Below are 22,027 nucleotides of genomic sequence, written 5' to 3'. Positions count from 1 at the left end.
TTATAAAAATTTATTAGTTTCCGAAAGTGTATCTTAGTGTAAATTGAGCTTGCCAAACATCTGATACAGATGCATTTTTTTGGAAAGTATCTTTTGCTAAAAACCTTCTTCCTTGATTATCTGTTTGAAATCCTAATTGGTATCCTGGAATAAAGTTGTTTGAACTACTAGGAGCTTGATTTCCTACTACTAAAATATTTGTATTTGTAGCTCTTTGAGAAACTCCCCATTCACGATTTAATAAATTGGTAAAGTTTAAGATATCTGCTCTAAACTGGAAACTATTCTTTTTACCTCCAATTTTAAGGAAAAAATCTTGAGTAACAGATAAATCAACTCTATGTAACATAGGTAATAAATTCTCATTTCTATCTACGTACTGACCTCTTTTTTTAGATAAATAAGGATCTTGATCAATAAATTTATCAAAAGCCTCTTCTTGTTCAGCTACAGTGTATAACACTAAAGAAGATCCTCCTAAATTTTGAGTGATTGGTACAAAACGAAGATCACTTGCTTTTTTAGGAACAAATAACAAATCGTTTCCGTTGATACGATCACCGTTTAGATCTCCACCGTATACATAAGAAAACGAACTTGACTGCTCACCAATATATCCTAGGTTGATTGAAGTTGCAGCTCCAGTTTTGTTACCGTATTCTATCTTATAACCAAGAATACCAACCATTCTATGAGGAGTATTGTTGTTAGATAATCCTAAACGTTGATCATTATTACCATTGATTGAACGAACTCCAGTCCAGCTTCCTGATGCAGTTGATCCAGGCGATAATAAGTCATTAGCTTGTGAGTGCGTATAAGCGAACGAACCCCACAATCCTTTTTTATAAGGATACTCTAACTTAACTGTGGTAGAATAAAAATACCCTTTATCCGTATTGCTTAGTAGAATACCATTAATGACATTGTTGTTAATACGAACGCCATTATCATTTCCAGCAAACAATGGTCTATTATCTGGACCACTCATTGTTCCTACAGCATTTTCAAAATTCACATTAGAATATGCTGTTTCATTTATGTTTTTACTAAAAATACTTTCTATTGTACCCGTAAATCCAAATAGCAATTTTTGGTCTACTGCAATTGTAGTTTTCCAAACCTGAGGGAATTTGTAGTTTTTATCAGTAAACGCCAAGTCAATAGAACTTGGCAAAGTTGGCGTACTCGGAGTAAAATATTGACTTGGATTAGCCGTAAAACCATATCCTCCAGGACCAACATTAGCATCACTAGCGTCTACTAGACCAGTAAGAACTCCGTTATTACCTATTGCATTTGATAAAAACACAAGTGGTGGCCTTCCTGAAAATATACCAGAACCTCCTCTAACTATCGTTTTAGCATCTCCAGCAACATCTAAATTGAAACCTAATCTTGGCTCAAAAAGATATTGAGATTTTGGCATATCACCAGTGTTAAATTTTGCACCATTGGCAAAACTAAGCGTACTAACAAGTGGGTTTTCTAATGCTGTATCAACAAATGAAACTCTAGTTCCTCTTAAACCGAAAGTCACTTTTAATTTATCATTCACTTTAAAATCATCCTGAAAATAAAGATCTATTTTATCCGATTTTAAAATTTGCAATGGTTCTGCTCCACCAGGTAAAGCAGAATATCTAAATTGAGTTCTTACAGGCAAGTTATTTACCGAAGGAGCTCCGTTCAACGCAATAGATTCATTCGCTGCGCTATAGAATTCATCTAACGAGTTGAAAATAAACACTCCATTAGAACCAGAGAAAAATAAATTACTTGATTTGAAATGCTCATAATTTGCTCCAAATAATAGCGAATGCCTCCCTATTGTCTTAGTAAGATTGTCAGTAAAATGTAAAGTAGAATAGCTTAGTAAATTTCCTTTTGTAAAAGGATCTAAACCAGCAGAGATAAAGTTTAAGTTACCTACTACACCACCAGCTGCAGGAGATGTACCGTTTTTAATATCAATAGTAGGGAACAAACCTCCACCTATCAAACCTCTATCTTCAATTTGTTTGTCGTAACCTCCAATAAAATTGTTACTCCATGAATTAGACAATTTACTATCTAACTGTACAACAATAGATCGTGTATTATCAAGAATAGTATACCCTGAATTTTGGAATGCCATTGAATTCACATTTGTTCTTCTATTACCAAAACCTAAAGAGTTTGAGTTAGAAGTCAGTTCATCAGAAGAAGAATCATGATGAACATAACGAATAGAAAATTTATTATTGTCATTAATGTTCCAATCAATTTTAGCTAAGAATTTTTTAGATATTTTTTCAGCATCATAATTTTCCCACGGACCAGTTGTGTAATTAAATTTTTGTTGTAAAAAAGTAGAAAGATCCTGCATTTGTTGAAAAGTAGGAGCAGATAATTGCCCACTCGGATTTGGAGAACCTGTAGAAGTCCATGTTGTTGCGGGGCTAACATTGTTTATTGTTTCAAAGTTACCAAAGAAAAACAATTTATCTTTGATAATTGGTGCACCAATTCTAGCTCCCCAAATGTTCTCTTCAAATTTAGCAGGTATAATTCTGGTTTGCCCAGCTTTTGTTCCTACAAATTCTTTTTTGTTACTTCTTGTAGATGTATAAACAGATCCTTCAATTTCATTTGTACCACTTCTAGTTACACCATTGATACCAGTTCCTGTAAAACCAGATTGACGTACATCAAAAGGAGCAACACTAACTTGTAATTGCTCAATAGCGTCTAAAGAAATTGCAGTAGAACCCGTTCTTCCTCCAGCTTGCGCATCAGAACCTAATCCAAAACCATTATTAAAAACTGAACCATCTATTGTAAAGTTATTTAATCTTGAATCTTGTCCTCCAAAAGAACCTCCACCACCAGCATTAGCATTATACTTAGTAATTGAATTAATTGACCTTGCACCAGTAACTGGTATAGCCGTTATCTCTCTATTAGAAAATTGCTGTGAAGCGCCAGTTTTCCCCTTATTAAACGCACCGTTTGATTTCGAAGAAACAACAACTACCTCTTTTAATGTATTTGTATCTTCTCCAACAACAACATTAACAGTCAAATTACTTCCCAAAGGAGCATTGATTTCTGTAATTTCTGTTGTTTTGTATCCAATATAGGTTACTTTCAAAGAATAAGGACCACCTGGTCTCAAACCTTGAACTGCATAAGAACCGCTGTAATCTGTTGTTGAGAAATATTTCGTACCAGTTGGCTTGTGCCTCACTTCAACTGTAGCTCCTGGAAGAATCTCTCCAGTATTAGACTTAACAGTACCAGACATCGCCGATGTAGTTACCTGCGAATGGCCCAAAACTGATAAAAAAATAATCAAAATAAAAATAATTCTTTTCATTTTTGCTTTTTTGTTTAGTTTATTAATATCTGGCAAAATTATAACAAAATTAGCTAAGTAAGTTAACAGAATGTTAAGAATCAGATATTGCCAAAATAAGAAATTAATAAATATCAATAAATCTGTATTATTAGTGTTTATTTATGAATTAAACACAACAATAAAGCCTATTTTGTAGTTATTCACTAAATAAGTCGCTGTTTTATAAAAAGAAATATTTATTCACATTCTTTTTACTTTTTTAAATCAAAAAAAACGTTAAAACTTACTATTCAAAGCGTTAGAAACGCGGTTGAAACAGATAGGATTTAACGTTTTTTGAAAAATATAACTTTTACTTAAAGTCAGTTAAATTATTTATTTTTTAAAAAATGATTTAATAAAAAAGCAGTAGAACTATCATGATTTCGAACCTCTTTTGCAACAATCTCCGCTAAAATAGAATTTGCCAATTGTTTACCGAGTTCAACACCCCATTGATCAAAACTAAATATATTCCAAACAATACCTTGAACAAAAATCTTGTGTTCATACAAAGCAATCAACGAACCTAAAGTGTGCGGAGTTAATTTTTGAATCAAAATTGTATTAGTAGGTTTGTTACCTGAGAAAATTTTATAGGGCAATACAAATGCAGCTTTCTCAGCAACGGTTCCCTGTAAATCAAATTCCTTTTGAACTTGTTCTGCTGATTTTCCTTGCATCAGCGCTTCTGTCTGTGCAAAGAAATTAGACATTAACTTATCATGATGATTGGCATCTCCATATAAAGGAGTAACAAATCCGATAAAATCAGCTGGGATTAATTTTGTCCCTTGATGTATCAACTGAAAAAAAGCATGTTGTGCATTGGTACCAGGTTCACCCCAAATGATTGTACCTGTTTGATAATTAACTGGCTTTCCATCTCGACCAACACTTTTACCATTACTTTCCATGGTACCCTGCTGCAAGTAAGGTGCAAATTTTTGCAAGTACTGGGTGTAAGGAATCAAAGCTTCACTTTCAGCACCAAAGAAGTTATTATACCAAACGCTCAACATCGCCAATATAATAGGCATGTTTTTATCAAAATCAGCTGTCTTAAAATGCTCGTCCATTTCATTAGCGCCTTTCAACAAACTGTCAAAATTATCATACCCTATTGATACGCTGATAGTAAGACCTACCGCACTCCATAAAGAGAAACGACCGCCAACCCAATCCCACATTGGAAAAACGTTGCTGGCATCTATTCCAAAAGCAGTTACTTTCTCAAGGTTAGTTGAAACTGCAACAAAATGCTTGGCAACATCTTGTTGTTTTGCTGATTTTAGAAACCAATCTTTAATCGTTTCTGAATTCGTTAGAGTTTCCTGCGTGGTAAATGTTTTTGAAACAATCACAAAAAGCGTTGTCTCTGGATTTAATTTTTTTATGATCTCTTGAACGTGATCACCATCAACGTTTGAAACAAAATGAACGTTAAGATGGTTTTTATAAAACTGAAGCGCCTCGACTACCATTGCTGGACCCAAATCTGATCCTCCAATTCCAATATTTACGATATCTGTAAAAGGCTTTCCTGTAAAACCAGTTCGTATACCAGAAACAACTTCGTTTGTAAATCCTTTTATTTTATTTTTTACTTCATATACTTCAGGTATTACATTTACGCCATCTACATTGACCACTGCAGATTCAACAGCACGCAAAGCAGTATGAAGGACCGCTCTATTCTCGGTTTTATTAATCACTGTACCATCAAAATAATCAGCAATAGCAGCTTTAAGTCCAACTTCATTTGCTAATTCTACTAATAATTGAACTGTTTCCTGATCAATAATATTTTTTGAGTAATCTATTAAAAAATCATTCCATTGAATATTCAATTTTTCAGTTCTTGCTGGATCTGACTCGAACAAATCTTGAATTGTTGCCTTTTGCATAGTTTGAAAGTGCAATTCCAGTTTTTTCCAAGCATTAGAAGTTGTTGGATTAATTGTATCTAAAGCCATTTAAAATGTATTTTTTTAGTTGTAATAAAATTTGGGTAAAAATACTCAAATTAGTTTAATGAATAAGAACCCGATTGTTTCACATATAGAAGTGTAAAGTATTTTCATTTTTAAAAGCAGATGCTCTCTACCTACTATTAAAATAAAATACTGTTTGCTTATAAATTTGCAATACTATCCAGTTCTTGTTTCAAAGGAGTTATTTGTTGTAAGAACCTATTTCTATTTGCACCTGTCATGGGCTCGCCAGTAGGTAATTTGAGTCTTAATGCATCAACCTGAACTCCATTTTTCCAGAAACGATAACATACGTGAGGACCAGTTGCAAGACCAGTGCTACCCACTAAGCCAATAACTTGTCCTTGAGTAACTCTTTGCCCTCGTCGCACAAGAATTTTAGACATGTGCAAGTACTGCGTAGAAAAAGTTCCATTGTGTTTGACTTTTACAAAGTTTCCGTTTCCGGCAGAAAAACCACTTTGCTCAACCACTCCTCCTGCTGTGGTTGTAATAGGTGTTCCCCTTGGCGCAGCATAATCGGTACCTTTATGTGCTTTCCAGCGATGCTGAACGGGATGAAATCTACTCGATGAAAAACGAGAAGAAATTCTACTAAACTTTATTGGAGATTTGAGAAAGAAATTTTTTAATGTCTTACCCTGTTCGTCATAATAATCTACTTTACCTGATTCTGGATTTTGCGCAAAAGGGAATGCATAAATAAACTTTCCTTTGTATTCAAAAAAAGAAGCCTCAAGTTCCTCCACTCCATCATAAATAGAATCATTGATATACCTCTCCGTAAATGTTAATGCAAAACGATCCCCTTTTTTCAATTTCATAAAATCTATAGAGTAAGCATAAATTTTAGTGATTTTACTAGCCAATGCACCTTCTATTTTAGCATTCCCTAAAGTTTCTGATAATGATTCTTTCAAGACGCCACCTATTGTTCGTCTTTTAATAGTTATAGGTTTTACTTTTTTATACACCGAAATTGCAGTATCCCTAAAATCTAGAACATAATAACTCAAATTATCAGGCTGATAAATAAAAACCTGTAGATCATTAGTTTTGTTTTTAGATCTAAGAATAGTAAAAGGCTTGTTTAGCCGAATTGTTTTAACATTAAAACTATCTTTAACTTTTGCTATAATATCATAAACTTGTCGACTACCAATGTTTTGACTCTCCAGCAAAGTCCCAAAGGTATCGCCATCATGAATGGTATCATGTATAACATTAAAATCAGCATAAACAAAACCAAACTCACTTTTTTTAGGTTGGGTTTTATTCTTTGCGCTATCAACTTTAAGTTCCTCTTGTTTGCATGACACTATTAGTATAAGTACAGCAATTATTGTGAATATTTTTTTCAAACTATGTGTTTACGTTCAACTTACACCTCAACTCCCCAGTTCTCTAATTCTTGACTGCTCCATAATTCTGGGAAGAAAATTCTCTTTTGGTATTTAGGATGCATGTACTTTTTCCAGTCGCTTCCGCCAGTTGCTTCTCCATCTCCTTGACCGCTTTGATCAATATATTTCTTAGCCGTATTTAAATGTTGCATCACCCAAGTAATATTAACCGTATGATCATAATGCCTCATAGCTTTGATTAACTCTGGATTTTGCTGATCTAGCTCTGGTAACTGTTTGAATTTTTGCCAAATATTAATGGTATTGTATTCCTCCATGTAGGCCAGGAATTCTTTCTTGTATTTTTTCTCAAATTCATCGAGCAAATAGGTTTTTTTGCCCGTGCGATAATCCTTGCCTGCTGCTTGCCAATACAAATGTTCTAGTGCATGCTCATAAGACGTATCTCTATCTATTGATCCTCTACATCTATTGTCAATAAGGTTAATTAAATCAGTAGATGAAAATTCAATTAATCTATATTGCGCACTTTGAAAACCACTGGCAGGAGTTAATGTATTTCTAAATTTCATGTATTGATCCACCTCCATACCGTCACCCATAATACTGAAAGAAGTTGTAAGCATGTCAAAATACCTGCTAATTCTCATGACTCTTTCAGTAAAAAACTCACTATTAATAGCAGGATGATATGCAATTTGCTTAATTTCCCAAAGAATCATTTTAAAGATTAACTCATTAACTTGGTGGTACATGATGAATACCATTTCATCTGGAAGGGTGGTACGTTGTGTTTGAAGACCAAGCAAGGCATCTGTTTGAATATAATCCCAATAGGTTATAGGTTTAGACCAAAGCAAACCTTCAAGTTGGGTTTCTACTTTTTGATTAATAGCCTGATATTTTTGTTCAATTTCTTTTAAAATAGTTTCAGAAACCTCTGTATTACTCATTATTTTTTTAATTTAAATGGGCTTTTTAACCCTTTATAAGCATCTAGATCTGCTTTTATAGACCCGACAGCTAAACTAGCTTTTATGCGTAACGGCACTTTATTATTATCATCTGATATCCAGACCGTAACACTTTCTTGTTCCTTAAACACCCGCCCTGATTGAACTAATGGACGAAAGATCATAGAAGAAACAACGCCAAATTTAGTAGTTATATTTTCACGACCAATAAATTTTAGCTTGAATTTTGTGGTTTCATCATCAAAAAACATGTCTACAGCTATAGATTCACCAACATTTAACTTATCAATATTAGGATGATTCCTAAGATAATAAAATGTAGATAATATATCTTGAGTATTTTTAGGGATATAGAGTGCCTTTTCTGTTTTATTTTTGTAATCTTTTACAACTACTTTATTAGAGGATTGACTAAAAAAACCTTCTTGATTTTTTGTGTAGCCGCCTTCGTCAATTTTTCTAACAAACTGGTATGGATTTCTTGTTTCTTTATCAATGTAGCTTTCGTATAAATCATCTACTTTAAAGAAAAATCGTGACATACCTGTAGTGTAGCCTTTCCCCACAATATGAAACGTTTTTTTATTGTTTACATTAGCATCTTTTACTTCAAGAGTAGCATAACCCGCATTAACAATACCGTAGTGAATTCTGAATTTAAAAAACTCTCCTACTGCGTAGGCATCCTCTTGGGGTGAGGAAAAACCAAAGGTGATACCAATGATACAGAGTACAAGTAATTTTTTCATTTCTTAGTGTATAAATTTATATACTCGTATTACAATTTTTATTCCAAATATATTAAAACAAAAAAACTCAGTCAAATAATGACTGAGTTTTTATGCTATTAACTAACCAAAAAACTATAAACTATGAAATTTATATGAAATCAGGAAGGAAACCACCCCTTCCCTTTTTGCGAGTGCAAAGGTAGCTAACAAATCCAGTTTTATTTATAAAAAATAAAGTTTAACACAACATTTAATAAAAAACAGGTCGTTGAATGGTTATTTTTTCACAATATGTAAAAATAATTAACTTTTATAACGTTCCTCGTAATTGCTGTTCTCTTTCAATTGATTCAAATAAGGCTTTAAAGTTTCCTGCACCAAAACCTTTGGCTCCCATACGTTGAATGATCTCAAAAAACAAGGTTGGCCTATCTTGAACCGGTTTAGTAAAAATTTGCAACAAATACCCATCTTCATCGGCATCGACCATGATGGCTAGTTTTTCAATTTCGTTGATATCTTCTTTCATCATACCCATGTGCTCACCTAATCGCTCCGGAATTGCCTCATAATAAGTATGTGGCGGCGCTGATAAAAACTCTACACCTCTTGCTTTTAATTGACTTACTGTTTTAATAATATCATCTGTTGCAATGGCAATATGTTGTATTCCTGGCCCACCATAAAAATCTAAATACTCCTCAATTTGTGATTTCTTTTTTCCTTCGGCAGGTTCGTTGATAGGGAATTTAATTCTTCCGTTTCCGTTTGACATTACTTTACTCATCAAAGCTGAATATTCAGTATTGATTTGTTTGTCATCAAATGAAAGGAAGTTCACAAATCCCATCACCTCTTCGTAGAATTTTACCCAAGTATTCATTTCGTTCCAACCCACATTTCCTACCATGTGATCTATGTATTTAAGACCTGTTGGCTCCGGGTTATAATCTGATTTCCATTCTTTATATCCTGGCAAGAAAATCCCGTTGTAATTTTTTCTTTCTACAAATATATGAACCGTTTCACCGTAAGTATAAATCCCTGATCGAACTACTTGACCAAACTCGTCTTCTTCGACAGTTGGCTCCATAAAAGAGCGCGCACCGCGTTTCATGGTTTCTTCGTAAGCACTTGTAGCATCTTCAACCCATAAAGCTGCTACTTTTACACCATCACCATGTTTTTTTAAATGATCATGTAAAGGTGAATCTTGCGTTAATGGCGTAGTTAAAACAATGCGGATTTTATCTTGTTTTAATACATAAGATGTTCTGTCTTTTACACCCGTTTCTAAACCAGCGTAAGCTAATGATTGATATCCAAAAGCTGTTTTGTAATAATGGGCAGATTGCTTGGCGTTCCCTACATAAAACTCTACGTAATCTGTTCCTAAAAGCGGCAAGAAATCTTGTGCTCCTTCAAATATTTTTTCTAGTCCGTACTCTACTGATTTTACTTCTTTTGACATGGTATTTATTTGTTTTTGAATTCTTTTTTTAGATTGCTTTCCTTTAAAAGAATTGATTTGTGATTTTATTAAAATGGTTTTGAAATCTGTACTCCTAGCCCTGATGGAAGCGGCATCCTTTTTTTGGTCTCGTTTTTTTAACGAGATCAGAAAAAGATATAGCGTACAGCAGGAAATAGCTCCTGAAATCCAAGGTAAAAACTTATTTATTCAACCCAAGATTTATAATATTGACCGTCGTCTAGACCCATGGCCTCCTCAGTAACCATCAACGGTCGGAAAGTATCTACCATTACGGCCAACTCTTCGGTTCCGGTGTGACCAATACTGCGCTCCATAGCTCCCGGTGCTGGACCGTGCGGAATACCTTTTGGGTGCAGCGTTATGTGTCCTTGCTCTATGTTGTTGCGGCTCATGAAATCACCATCTACGTAATACAAGACCTCATCACTGTCAATATTACTATGGTTGTAAGGTGCCGGAATTGATTTTGGATGGTAATCGTATAATCTAGGAACAAATGAACATACTACAAAAGTGGCAGTTTCAAAAGTTTGATGTACTGGTGGCGGCTGGTGTACTCGTCCTGTAATAGGCTCGAAATTGTGAATGCTAAAACCGTATGGGAAATTATAACCGTCCCAACCGATAACGTCAAAAGGATGTGTGGCATAAACCACTTCATGCACCATGCCTTCTTTTTTGATTTTGATAAGGAAATCTCCTTTTTCGTCATGCGTTTCTAACTCGTTAGGCAAAATAAAATCACGCTCGCAGAAAGGAGAATGCTCTAAGTGCTGACCCGATTCGTTTTTATAACGTTTTGGAGTATAAAATGGAGCAAATGATTCTACGTAAAACAAACGGTTGTCCTCCGTGTCAAATTCGATTTGGTAGATTATTCCACGAGGAATAATAAGATAATCCCCGTACTCAAAAGGAATATTACCTAACATTGTGCGCAATTTTCCTTTTCCTTTGTGAATGAAAATCATTTCATCGGCATCGGCATTTTTATAGAAATACGTTGTTAAAGATTTTTTGGGCGCTGCTAAACCGATGGTACAGTCTTTATTGACTAACAAAGCTTTGCGGCTGTCTAAAAAATCATCTTCAGGTTTTAGTTCGAATCCTTTTAGCAACAAAGATTTTATGTTTTTACCAATGGCTATTTTAGGTTCAACGGAATACGATTTGAGAATTTCTTTAACTTGCGTAGGGCGGTGCACATGGTATGATAAGGAAGCATGACCATGAAAACCTTCGGTTCCAAACAATTGTTCGTAATAAAAACCTCCATTCGGTTTTTCGAATTGTATGTGTCTTTTTTGAGGGAAAGTCCCTAGTTTATGATATAGTGGCATAATTTTTTGTTTAAAAAAGTTGTAATTAATTACAGCGGTAACGCTTGGTTTTTTTTCTAAATCAAAAATTGATTCGCTACTCCGGATTTCTCTTGATTAGGAATTGTAAATGCGCTAATAAACCTGTCCAATTTGCTTTCATTATGACAAATATCGTAATTATTTTTGAATTAATTTAAGTTTAAAATAAAAAGCCTATGCTAAACCAGGTAAAACCTTTGGAGAGTTCAGGAGACCATGTATACTTGATTTCTATGGGCCCAATAATTGTTTCCATACCATATCCTACAGCATATCCAGAGTATTTAGGAATAGAAATCCAATCTACCGATTCAAAAATTCGGTCACCGATATTAGCGAAATTTGCCGAAAAATTAAGGTGGTTCTTTTTCAAGAACTCATAATCAACAGTTGCTGTAGATTTGATATAACTATTTCCGGCAACACTCAAATAATCATACCCGTACAGATATTTAAAATTATTTATCATGTTGAAACCATATCCACCGAGAATAAAATTAAAAAAAGTGACGCTTTGTTGACCAAAAGAGAAACCAGCATCTGTCTGGAACTTTATGGTGGCATTTTTAAACAAAGAAGCTGCTACCCCAAAATCACCTTTTGCAATAGAATAAGGTTGAAAGCCACCCGTATAATTTGATGATGCTACATACGTTTGTAGATCACCGGAGAAATACCATCCTTTTTTTGGAAAATATTTATTGTCAAAAGAATCAGCTTTTAGATAACCAAAAAGACTTAGGTAATTACTATTGTCAATAATAGGATCTACATTGGCAAGTGTTTCAGATTTTATTTTTAAATATTTCAACTCTACACCACCACCTATTAAAAATTTTTGAACAAATAAAGATTGAAAATAAATTTGATTTGTTAAGTCCGTAAAATCAACATTTATAAAATTGATGTCAGGATTACTTGCTGTTATAGGACTTATATCATTAGACACATTTCTACTAAATTGATTGTAAAACGACTTGAATCCAAGACTTAAATTAAAACCATTTTCAACATAATAATCTAAATTATAACGAACATTATCTCCTAAAACTATGTCAAAAGAGGCAACATCATTTTTAAAAATTGCATTTTTCCGAGTCAAATTAATCAGGACACCACTTTTAAATAAATCATCGTAATGCAACCCAAATTTTAGATATGTTTTTGTAGCATTTTCGGTTAGATTTAAGTTTAAATCCAGTTCGTTTTGATTCTTTTCAAGCGAATATGAAATAGCGCTGAAGTTTTGCGTGGCATTTATATTGTTTATCCCCCTAAGCAAATCAGTAAATGTGGTCTTGGCACCAGATTTAAATCTGAGTTTCCCTATGATGTATTCCTTTGTATAATTGTCTAGTTTACCTGTATTTACATTTCGGATATTGAGGCTATCTGATATTATTTTAAGACCTGGTTTTGTGTAAAATTTTACTGGATTGACAATGGTATTAATTTTATCTAAAACAAGTGTTGCCGCCTCTTCCCCTTTTTTTATGATTTCTTTTCCCTTATCAAATGATACCACTCCGTATTGAGAAATATCTGGTTTTATATAGATATCCGTATTTGAAATGTTTTTTTTCATTCGGTCAGTAGATTGTAAACTTGTAATTTGCACCAAGATTTTTGTAGCGTTTTTTAATTGGGTACGGTCCAGAAGTCCATCTTGCACATCAACACCAATTATAATATCTGCGCCCATTTTACGCACTTCCTCAATAGGATAATTGTTGACAACACCTCCATCTACAAGTATTTTTCCATCAATTTCTACAGGTGCAAATAAGGACGGAAAGGCAGAGCTTGCTATCATAGCCTGTGCAAGATTGCCTTTGTTCAAAATCACTTGCTCACCAGTTTCTATATTTGTACCTATACATAAAAAGGGTATGGGCAGTTTAGTAAAATCTTTAATAGTACTCACATTTCTAGTAATTCTACTCAATAAATTATAGTTGTACATCCCTTTTGATAAAGCTTCGGGGATGCCTATCTTCATTTTGTTAAAAGGGAGTACTAGCGCATAGGACTCATCATTTCCACGTTCGTAAAAGTTTTTTGAAGATCTAGGAATAAAATCATTTAACAACTCATTAAAATTAGTTGTCTGAAAAATAGAATCTATTTGAGTGGCATTATATCCAGATGCATAAAGTCCACCTATTACAGCTCCCATGCTCGTTCCGCCTATGTAATCAATCTTAACTCCTGCTTGCTCTAATACTTTTAAAACTCCTATATGAGCAAATCCTTTTGCACCGCCACCGCTTAATACCAAACCTATTTTGGGACTTTTTTGCTCTTGTGAAAAAACAAGTACACTTGAAAAAACAAGTAATAAAAGCGTTAATTTATTCATAAGTAACCCATTTATCGCCTTTAAGAAAAGGTTTTATTTATTTTCATTTGATGTATGGTAAAAGTCGGTAATTTTTTTGGCTTTTGATACACCTACAACGCCTGAAATTTCTTTTTCTGTGGCTAATTTTAATCTTTTAACACTTTTAAAATGCTGAATAAGAGTTAGCATGGTTTTTTCACCAATACCTGGAATACTTTCTATAGATGAATTTAGCGCAGCTTTACTACGTTTGTCTCTATGATGGGTAATTCCAAAACGGTGGGCCTCATTACGCAGTTGTTGGATCACTTTGAGCGTTTCGGATTTTTTGTCTAAGTATAACGGAATAGAATCACCAGGATAAAATAACTCTTCTAGTCTTTTGGCAATCCCAATAATGGCTATTTTCCCTCGTAATCCTAAATCATCGATACTTTTTAACGCCGATGACAACTGCCCTTTACCACCATCTATAATGATTAAATTAGGCAAAGGTTGGTTTTCATCTAGCAAGCGTTTATAGCGTCTGTAAACCACCTCAGTCATAGAGGCAAAATCATCTGGCCCTTCGACCGTTTTGATGTTAAAATGACGGTAGTCTTTTTTACTTGGTTTTCCATCTTTAAAAACTACGCATGCTGATACTGGATTTGTACCTTGAATATTAGAATTGTCAAAACATTCTATATGCCTTGGTTCTACGGGCAAGCGCAAATCTTTTTGCATTTGTGTCATAATTCTATTGGTGTGTCTATCTGGATCTACAATTTGCAATTGTTTGAGTTGTTCTATTCTATAAAATTTAGCGTTGCGGATGGATAAATCCAAAATTTGCTTTTTATCCCCAAGTTGTGGAACGGTTATTTTTATATTATCACCCAGATCTACTGGAAAAGGCACAATTATTTCACGAGATAACAATTGAAAACGCTCTCTTAATTCAATTATAGCCAATTCGAGTAGCTCTTCGTCAGGTTCGTCCAATTTTTTCTTGATTTCCATGGTATGTGATCTTATGATAGAACCATGGGATATTTGCAAGAAGTTAACATAGGCAGCCGCCTCATCAGACACAATGGAGAAAACATCAATATTGGTGATTTTAGGATTTACCACAGTAGAACGCGATTGATAATTTTCTAAAACCTCTATTTTTTCTTTGATTTTTTGTGCCTCTTCAAAGTGCATACCAGCGGCTAAATTTGTCATCACACGCTTAAAATCTTTCATGCTCTCCTTAAAATTTCCTTTCAGTATTTCACGAATGGCATCTACTTGTTTTTGGTAGTTTTCAATTGTTTCATGCCCTTCGCACGGCCCCATACAATTGCCAATGTGATACTCGAGACATACCTTAAACTTTCCGCTCTCAATATTGTTCTTGCTTAAATCATAATTACAGGTACGCAGCGGGTACAATTCTTTTATAAGTTCTAAAATCGTACTCACCGTTTTGAAACTGGTATAAGGTCCAAAATATTCCGATCCATCTTTAACCATCCTACGCGTAGCAAATATGCGTGAAAATGGTTCTTTCTTAATACACAACCACGGATAACTTTTATCATCACGAAGCAATACATTATAACGCGGTTGCAACGTTTTTATCAAGTTATTTTCTAACAAAAGTGCATCCGTTTCAGTAGGAACTACAATATGTTTTATGGTCACGATTTTTTTTACCAAAACATTTGTTTTAGCAGTATCGTGGATTTTATTAAAGTAAGAGGAAACTCTTTTTTTTAAGTTCTTAGCCTTGCCCACATACAATATTTTACCCTCTTTGTCATAGTATTGGTAAACGCCTGGATTGTCTGGCAAGGTTTGTATTTGAAGGGCTAATGTTGCTGATGTCATGTAACAAAGTTAATCTCAAAATTGCTAATTACAAATCAATGGTATCAAATTCTTTATGAGATTTTTATTGAATAATTAAAGCTCAATGCGTTATTATACTTATTTTTATCATTTTAAGAGTTTATGATGAAAATAAATACAACACCTATCTTACTTTTTGGCGAAAGCATTGCTCCCGGAGAAAATAAAACCATCAATGTTGAAATTGCAAGATTACACACTACTACTAAATTAAACATTCCAATTATTGTCCGTCGATCCAAGTTTGAAGGACCAGTTGTACTCTTCTCTGCAGGAATTCATGGTGACGAAATCAATGGAGTAGAAATTGTACGCCAACTGATTCATAGAAAAATAAACAAACCAAAAAAAGGTACCATTATATGTATACCCATCATAAATGTATACGGTTTTGTTAATAAATCAAGAGAATTTCCCGACGGTAGGGATTTAAATCGGGTTTTTCCAGGAAGTAAAACTGGATCTCTTGCTAGCCGATTTGCGTATCACATTCTCACTGAAATTTTACCAGTTGTAAACTATGCTGTCGATTTTCATGCCGGTGGAGCAAGCCGCTTTAATGCTCCACAAATTAGAATTGCTCAAAATAATCCCGATTTAAAAGTTCTTGCAGATGTATTTGATGCTCCCTTCACATTATATTCTAAAAACATAACTGGATCCTTTAGAAGTTCTAGTGAGAAAATGGATGTAAAAATGCTCTTATTTGAAGGTGGCAAATCACTTGATATCAATAACACTATTGCTAATGAAGGTGTTAATGGTGCCATACGGTTACTATCTCATCTGGATATGCTTGACCCAAAACACACCGTAGTTTCACAAAAACATAAAACAATCTATATTGAAAAATCGGGATGGATACGAGCAAAGTGCTCAGGACTCTTGCACGATAATAACACAATAGGTAAATTTGTTAAAAGAGGTACTATCCTAGCCACCATTACTGATCCATACGGAAAGTTTGAACGAAAAGTAAAAGCTCCAAACGACGGTTACATCATCAATGCCAATCATTCCCCTATTGTTTATGAAGGCGATGCCATTTACCATTTATCAAACGCTCTTGGCGAAGAAGGAGAATAAAATTATCGAAATGAACAAAACAGAATTACGACAAAAATACAAAGCCTTACGAAATTCTCTATCTGAAAATGAACTAGAGGAAATGAGTTTGGCTGTTGCCAATAAAATAATCGAACTTCCTATTTGGGAGAAAAACTACTTCCATATTTTTTTACCCATAACGGAACAAAATGAAGTCAATACCGAATTCATTCTTCATTTATTATCTGGAAAAGACAAGGAAATTATTGTGTCCAAAGCGGATTTTGAAACTCGAAATATGACTCATTTTCTGCTGACAGACAACACTAAAATCAGGAAAAATAAATACAACATTCCAGAACCAATAGATGGAATTGAAGTTCCCTCAACTAAAATTGACGTCGTTTTTGTACCGCTATTAGCTTTCAATACAAGCGGGCATCGCGTAGGCTACGGAAAAGGATTTTATGATAAATTTCTCTCTGAATGCAAACCAGGTGTAATCAAAATTGGACTATCTTTTTTTGAACCTGAAGAAAGTATAGAAGGTGTTTTTGAAGATGATATTGCTTTGAATTATGTTGTAAATCCCAACAGGATTTTTTCATTTTAGATCCAAAAAAACCGCAAATTCTAAGATTATAAATCAAGAATTTGCGGTTGTAAAAATTCAATATTTTTAAACGAATACCGTTATTAATTATTTTGAAATGCTTTTTTATTGAAGAAAATCAAGATTCCAACTCCTGTAGAAATTGCCATATCGGCAATGTTAAAAATAGCGTTGAAAAAAGTAAATTCTTGCCCACCCCAGATAGGTAACCAACTTGGCAATGTTCCGTGCCAGAAAGGGAAATAAAGCATGTCTACCACCTTACCATGAAACCAAGTTCCATAAGGTTGATCTGAAAATATTGTAGCTAATTGCTGTTGACTGTCATTAAAAATTACTCCATAAAAAACAGAATCAATAATATTACCGAAAGCACCAACAAGAATTAAAGAAATAGCAACAATCAAATAATTTGAACTCTTCTTTTTTACAGAATCCCACAACCAATACCCTATACCACCAACAGCACCAATTCTAAAAAGAGTTAAAAACAATTTTCCATACGCTCCTGGAATTTGAACTCCCCAAGCCATCCCTTCATTTTCAATGAATAGAATTTTGAACCAATTGAACACTTTTACTTCTTCCCCTAAAACAAAATTAGTTTTAATGTAGATTTTAGAAGCTTGATCAACAATCAATAAGATAAAAATAAGAAGATACGCTTTTCGTAATGACATTTTATAAATTTTAATGGCGCAAAAATAACAATTTAATCAAAAAAAACGCTCCCAATGGAGCGTTAAATCTTGTTTAACAAGAGATTTATCGTTGCAAATTCTTTGCTTCAATACTCATTGTTGCATGAGGAACAATTTTCAATCTTTCTTTCCCGATTAATTTACCAGTTACTTTACAAACTCCGTAAGTCTTATTTTCAACACGGAAAAGTGCGTTTTTTAAATCTCGGATAAATTTCTCTTGACGAATTGCCAATTGTGAATTTGCTTCTTTAGACATGGTTTCGCTTCCTTCTTCAAAAGCTTTGAATGTAGGCGAAGTATCATCAGTTCCGTTATTTAAATCATTCATGTAAGCACTTTTGATCAAATCTAAATCAGCTTGTGCTTTTTGAATTTTATTGAGTATTAACTCTTTGAACTCTGCTAAATCAGCGTCAGAGTATCGTGTAGCTTCATCTACCATCGTATTTTATTTTGAAATTAATATCATTGTTTTTATCTCGTCAAATTCTATTTCTGTACCTTCTTGTAAATCATCTACAAAAACTAAATCGTGCGTTAATGTTTCTGATTTTATGTATGCTTCATTTTTCAAGATAGCCTCTTCTAAAATTCCATTTCGCTTTAATTGCACTTTAATCGTATCCGTTACTTCAAATCCTGAATCTTTACGGATGTTTTGAATTCTGTTTACTAATTCTCTAGCAATCCCTTCTTGTCTTAATTCGTCTGATATTGTAATGTCAAGTGCAACAGTAATTCCATTTGAATTTGCTACTAACCAACCCTCAATATCTTGCGAAGTAATCTCCACATCTTCTAAAGTTAAAGTTACGGAATTTCCTGCAATTACAATACCCAAGCTTCCTTCTTTATCTAACTGTGCAATTTGCTCTTTAGAAAAACCTTGTATCTCTTTGGAAATCAATCCCATATCTTTACCAAAACGAGGCCCAAGTGCCTTAAAATTTGGTTTAATTTGCTTTACCAAAACTCCTGATGCATCATCAAGAAGTACTATTTCCTTCACGTTTACCTCTGCTTTTATAAGGTCAGATACGGCCTCAATTTCAGCTCTTTGATTATCGTCAAGTACTGGAATCATTACCTTTTGCAAAGGTTGACGTACCTTAATCATTTCCTTTTTACGTAGTGATAAAACTAAGGATGAAATGGTTTGTGCCTTCTGCATTTTACTCTCTAACGACTTATTAACAAAGTTTTCAACGTATTTTGGAAACTCCGCCAAATGTACACTCTCGAACGTTTCAGATTGTGTTGCTTGCGTTAAGTCTCTGTAAAGTTTATCCATGAAAAATGGAGCAATAGCCGCACCTAGTTTACTTACAGTTAACAAACAAGTGTATAATGTTTGATAAGCAGCAATTTTATCCTGCGCATACTCGCCTTTCCAGAAACGTCTTCTGCACAAACGAACGTACCAGTTACTCAAGTTTTCCTGAACAAATTCAGATATGGCTCTTGCTGCTTTAGTAGGCTCATAATCGGCATAAAAGCCATCCACTTCCTTAACTAAAGTATTCAATTCAGAAATAATCCATTGATCAATTTCTGGTCTTTCTTGTACTGGAATCTCCGCTTCAGAGTATGTAAAACCATCAATATTAGCGTATAAACTAAAGAAGGAATAAGTATTGTATAAAGTACCAAAGAATTTTCTTCGCACCTCAGCAATTCCTTCCAAGTCAAACTTCAAGTTGTCCCAAGGATTAGCATTTGAAATCATGTACCAGCGCGTAGCATCTGGTCCGTACTCTTTTAAAGTTTCAAATGGGTCCGCAGCATTGCCTAAACGTTTGGACATTTTTTGTCCGTTTTTGTCTAAAACCAATCCGTTTGAAACTACATTTTTATACGCCACTTTATCAAAAACCAAAGTACCAATAGCGTGCAAGGTATAAAACCATCCACGGGTTTGATCCACACCTTCAGCAATAAAATCAGCTGGAAAATCTTGGTTTTGATCTATTTTTTCTTTGTTTTCAAAAGGATAATGCCATTGTGCATACGGCATAGAACCTGAATCGAACCAAACATCAATTAAGTCGGTTTCGCGTGTCATTGGCTTACCCGATGCCGAAACCAACGTGATTTCGTCGACTACATTTTTATGTAAATCAATCAAATCATAGTTTTCCTCGCTCATGTTTCCGATTTCAAACCCTTTAAAAGGATTTTCTTTTTGAAAACCAGCACCGATTGATTTTTCTATTTCGTTGTACAATTCTTCAACAGAACCGATTAAAACCTCCTCTAGTTTATCCTCAGTTCTCCAAATTGGTAATGGGATTCCCCAATATCTTGAACGGGAAAGATTCCAGTCATTAGCGTTTTTCAACCAGTTCCCAAAACGACCTTCTCCAGTTGCTTTTGGCTTCCAGTTGATGGTTTCGTTTAGGTCGAACATTCTATCTTTGACCTCTGATATTTTGATAAACCAAGAATCCAAAGGATAGTATAAAATAGGCTTGTCTGTTCTCCAGCAATGTGGGTAACTGTGCACGTATTTCTCAACTTTAAACGCTTTGTTTTCTTCTTTTAATTGAATCGCAATTTCTACATCAACGGAACGCTCTGGAGCTTCACCTTCGTTGTAATATTCGTTTTTCACATACTTGCCTGAGTAACCACCAAGTCCTTGTACAAAACGTCCTTGCAAGTCTACTAATGGAACCGGAATTCCGTTTTCATCAAGCACTAATAATGGCGGCACTTCTGGTGTAGCTTCTTTGGCCACTTTGGCATCATCGGCACCAAAAGTTGGCGAAGTATGAACAATTCCAGTACCATCTTCGGTAGTAACAAAATCTCCTAAAATCACTCTAAAAGCGTTTTCAGCATTTTGATACGGCAATACCAATGGCATTAATTGTTCGTATTGAATGTTAACTAAATCAGCTCCTTTACACGTTGCCGTTATAAAGAATGGGATTTTTTTATCGTCTTCTTTGTAATTTAGCAATTCGCTTTCCTCTTGTACTTCTGTATATTTTCCAGCAAATTGTTTGTTTACCAATGCCTTTGCTAAAATTACATTGACAGGTTTAAACGTATATTGATTGTAGGTACTTACTACAACATAGTCAATTTTAGGACCTACGGTAAGCGCGGTGTTACTTGGTAAAGTCCAAGGTGTAGTGGTCCAAGCTAAGAAAAAAGTATCTTCAAAAAGATGTCCTATTTCAAAAATGCGTTGCAAATCTGAGAGGCTTTCTTCAAGAACTTTAAATTGTGCCACAACAGTAGTATCCGTTACATCGCGGTAACTTCCTGGCTGATTAACCTCGTGTGAGGACAATCCTGTTCCTGCTTTTGGAGAGTACGGCTGAATGGTGTATCCTTTGTACATCAAATCCTTGTTGTAGATTTGCTTTAAAATCCACCAAACGGTTTCCATGTATTTTGGTTTGTAGGTCACATACGGATCTTCCATATCTACCCAGTACCCCATTTTTTCGGTCAAATCATTCCATACATCCGTGTAGCGCATAACTGTTCTTTTACACGCTTCGTTGTATTCTTCAATAGAAATGGTTTTTCCAATATCTTCTTTGGTAATTCCGAGTTCTTTCTCGGTACCTAATTCTACAGGCAAACCGTGCGTATCCCAACCGGCTTTACGCTTTACTTGGAACCCTTTTTGAGTTTTATAACGGCAAAAAATATCTTTAATAGCACGTGCCATCACGTGGTGAATTCCTGGTAATCCATTTGCTGAAGGCGGACCTTCAAAAAATACGAACGGTTGATTGCCTTCGCGAGTGGTTACACTCTTTTCAAATATAGTTTCTTTCTTCCAAAAAGCAAGTACTTCTGACGCCACTGTTGGCAAGTCAAGTCCTTTGTATTCAGTAAATTTTGTGCTCATTTTATCCTTTTCTTTAATCGAAATGCGAAAGTAGTAAATTAAAGTTGAAAGTTGAAAGTCGTAGGTCGAAAGTTACGCTTTAAGCCAAAATCGATTTACTTGCATTTTGACAAAAAAGATAAAAACACTTTTATTCATCTCCTTCTAATTCAAAAAAATCATTGACTGGTTTGCCAAACAATTTTGATAATTTCAGAGCTAAAACGGAATCACGAGTGCGCTGATTTTACAAATTTGATAAAACTTGTGGTCACGGATTGCAAATACAAACTAGCGGC

General features: G+C 34.4%; 14 protein-coding genes. 2 read left to right on the top strand and 12 right to left on the bottom strand.

From position 1 onward, the window contains the following. Positions 1-13: 13 nt before the first annotated feature. The 9 genes from FJV36_RS02150 to uvrC form a co-directional block, all read right to left on the bottom strand. Positions 14-3,358: a carboxypeptidase-like regulatory domain-containing protein gene (locus FJV36_RS02150; protein ID WP_158730312.1), complete on the bottom strand. Its 3,345-nt coding sequence runs from the start codon at positions 3,356-3,358 to the stop codon at positions 14-16. A gap of 353 nt (positions 3,359-3,711) precedes the next feature. Beyond that, a complete protein-coding gene (gene pgi / locus FJV36_RS02145; RefSeq protein ID WP_158730313.1) occupies positions 3,712-5,355 on the bottom strand; it encodes a glucose-6-phosphate isomerase in 1,644 nt (547 codons plus the stop codon). Between the two features lie 158 nt (positions 5,356-5,513). Next, positions 5,514-6,734: a peptidoglycan DD-metalloendopeptidase family protein gene (locus tag FJV36_RS02140; protein ID WP_158730314.1), complete on the bottom strand. Its 1,221-nt coding sequence runs from the start codon at positions 6,732-6,734 to the stop codon at positions 5,514-5,516. A 20-nt stretch (positions 6,735-6,754) separates the two neighbouring features. Then, entirely contained in the window at positions 6,755-7,690 is a 936-nt protein-coding gene (locus FJV36_RS02135; protein ID WP_158730315.1) for a tryptophan 2,3-dioxygenase family protein, read from the bottom strand. After that, the gene (locus FJV36_RS02130) at positions 7,690-8,460 is read right to left on the bottom strand and encodes a DUF3108 domain-containing protein (RefSeq protein WP_158730316.1); all 771 of its coding nucleotides are present in this window, start codon (positions 8,458-8,460) and stop codon (positions 7,690-7,692) included. The genes FJV36_RS02135 and FJV36_RS02130 overlap by 1 nt, the downstream gene beginning before the upstream one ends. A gap of 292 nt (positions 8,461-8,752) precedes the next feature. Next, positions 8,753-9,913 (bottom strand): 4-hydroxyphenylpyruvate dioxygenase, encoded by a 1,161-nt coding sequence (gene hppD, locus FJV36_RS02125; protein ID WP_158730317.1) that lies wholly within the window; start codon positions 9,911-9,913, stop codon positions 8,753-8,755. Positions 9,914-10,119: 206 nt separating this feature from the next. Next, on the bottom strand, positions 10,120-11,277 hold the full coding sequence (locus FJV36_RS02120; RefSeq protein ID WP_158730318.1) for a homogentisate 1,2-dioxygenase: 1,158 nt from the start codon (positions 11,275-11,277) through the stop codon (positions 10,120-10,122). 181 nt (positions 11,278-11,458) lie between these two features. Next, positions 11,459-13,657, bottom strand: a complete 2,199-nt coding sequence (locus tag FJV36_RS02115; RefSeq protein WP_158730319.1) for a patatin-like phospholipase family protein — start codon at positions 13,655-13,657, stop codon at positions 11,459-11,461. Positions 13,658-13,690: 33 nt separating this feature from the next. After that, entirely contained in the window at positions 13,691-15,496 is a 1,806-nt protein-coding gene (gene uvrC / locus FJV36_RS02110; RefSeq protein ID WP_158730320.1) for an excinuclease ABC subunit UvrC, read from the bottom strand. Between the two features lie 126 nt (positions 15,497-15,622). Between uvrC and FJV36_RS02105 the strand changes: the two genes are divergently transcribed. Beyond that, the gene (locus FJV36_RS02105) at positions 15,623-16,603 is read left to right on the top strand and encodes a succinylglutamate desuccinylase/aspartoacylase family protein (RefSeq protein ID WP_158730414.1); all 981 of its coding nucleotides are present in this window, start codon (positions 15,623-15,625) and stop codon (positions 16,601-16,603) included. Positions 16,604-16,613: 10 nt separating this feature from the next. Then, positions 16,614-17,177 (top strand): 5-formyltetrahydrofolate cyclo-ligase, encoded by a 564-nt coding sequence (locus tag FJV36_RS02100; protein ID WP_158730321.1) that lies wholly within the window; start codon positions 16,614-16,616, stop codon positions 17,175-17,177. 83 nt (positions 17,178-17,260) lie between these two features. On the opposite strand, the gene FJV36_RS02095 is transcribed toward FJV36_RS02100, so the two are convergent. From FJV36_RS02095 to ileS, 3 genes are all read right to left on the bottom strand, one after another. Continuing rightward, on the bottom strand, positions 17,261-17,857 hold the full coding sequence (locus tag FJV36_RS02095) for a lipoprotein signal peptidase (RefSeq protein ID WP_158730322.1): 597 nt from the start codon (positions 17,855-17,857) through the stop codon (positions 17,261-17,263). An 85-nt stretch (positions 17,858-17,942) separates the two neighbouring features. Then, the gene (locus FJV36_RS02090) at positions 17,943-18,323 is read right to left on the bottom strand and encodes a TraR/DksA C4-type zinc finger protein (RefSeq protein WP_086453962.1); all 381 of its coding nucleotides are present in this window, start codon (positions 18,321-18,323) and stop codon (positions 17,943-17,945) included. Between the two features lie 6 nt (positions 18,324-18,329). Further along, positions 18,330-21,749, bottom strand: coding sequence for an isoleucine--tRNA ligase (gene ileS / locus FJV36_RS02085; RefSeq protein WP_158730323.1), 3,420 nt, complete (start codon positions 21,747-21,749; stop codon positions 18,330-18,332). Positions 21,750-22,027 lie beyond the last annotated feature (278 nt).

It is taken from the genome of Flavobacterium sp. I-STPP5a, from assembly GCF_009764685.1.
Taxonomy (GTDB): Bacteria; Bacteroidota; Bacteroidia; order Flavobacteriales; family Flavobacteriaceae; genus Flavobacterium.
Note: the sequence above shows the minus strand (reverse complement) of the source record. Positions and strands in the feature narration are given on the sequence as shown.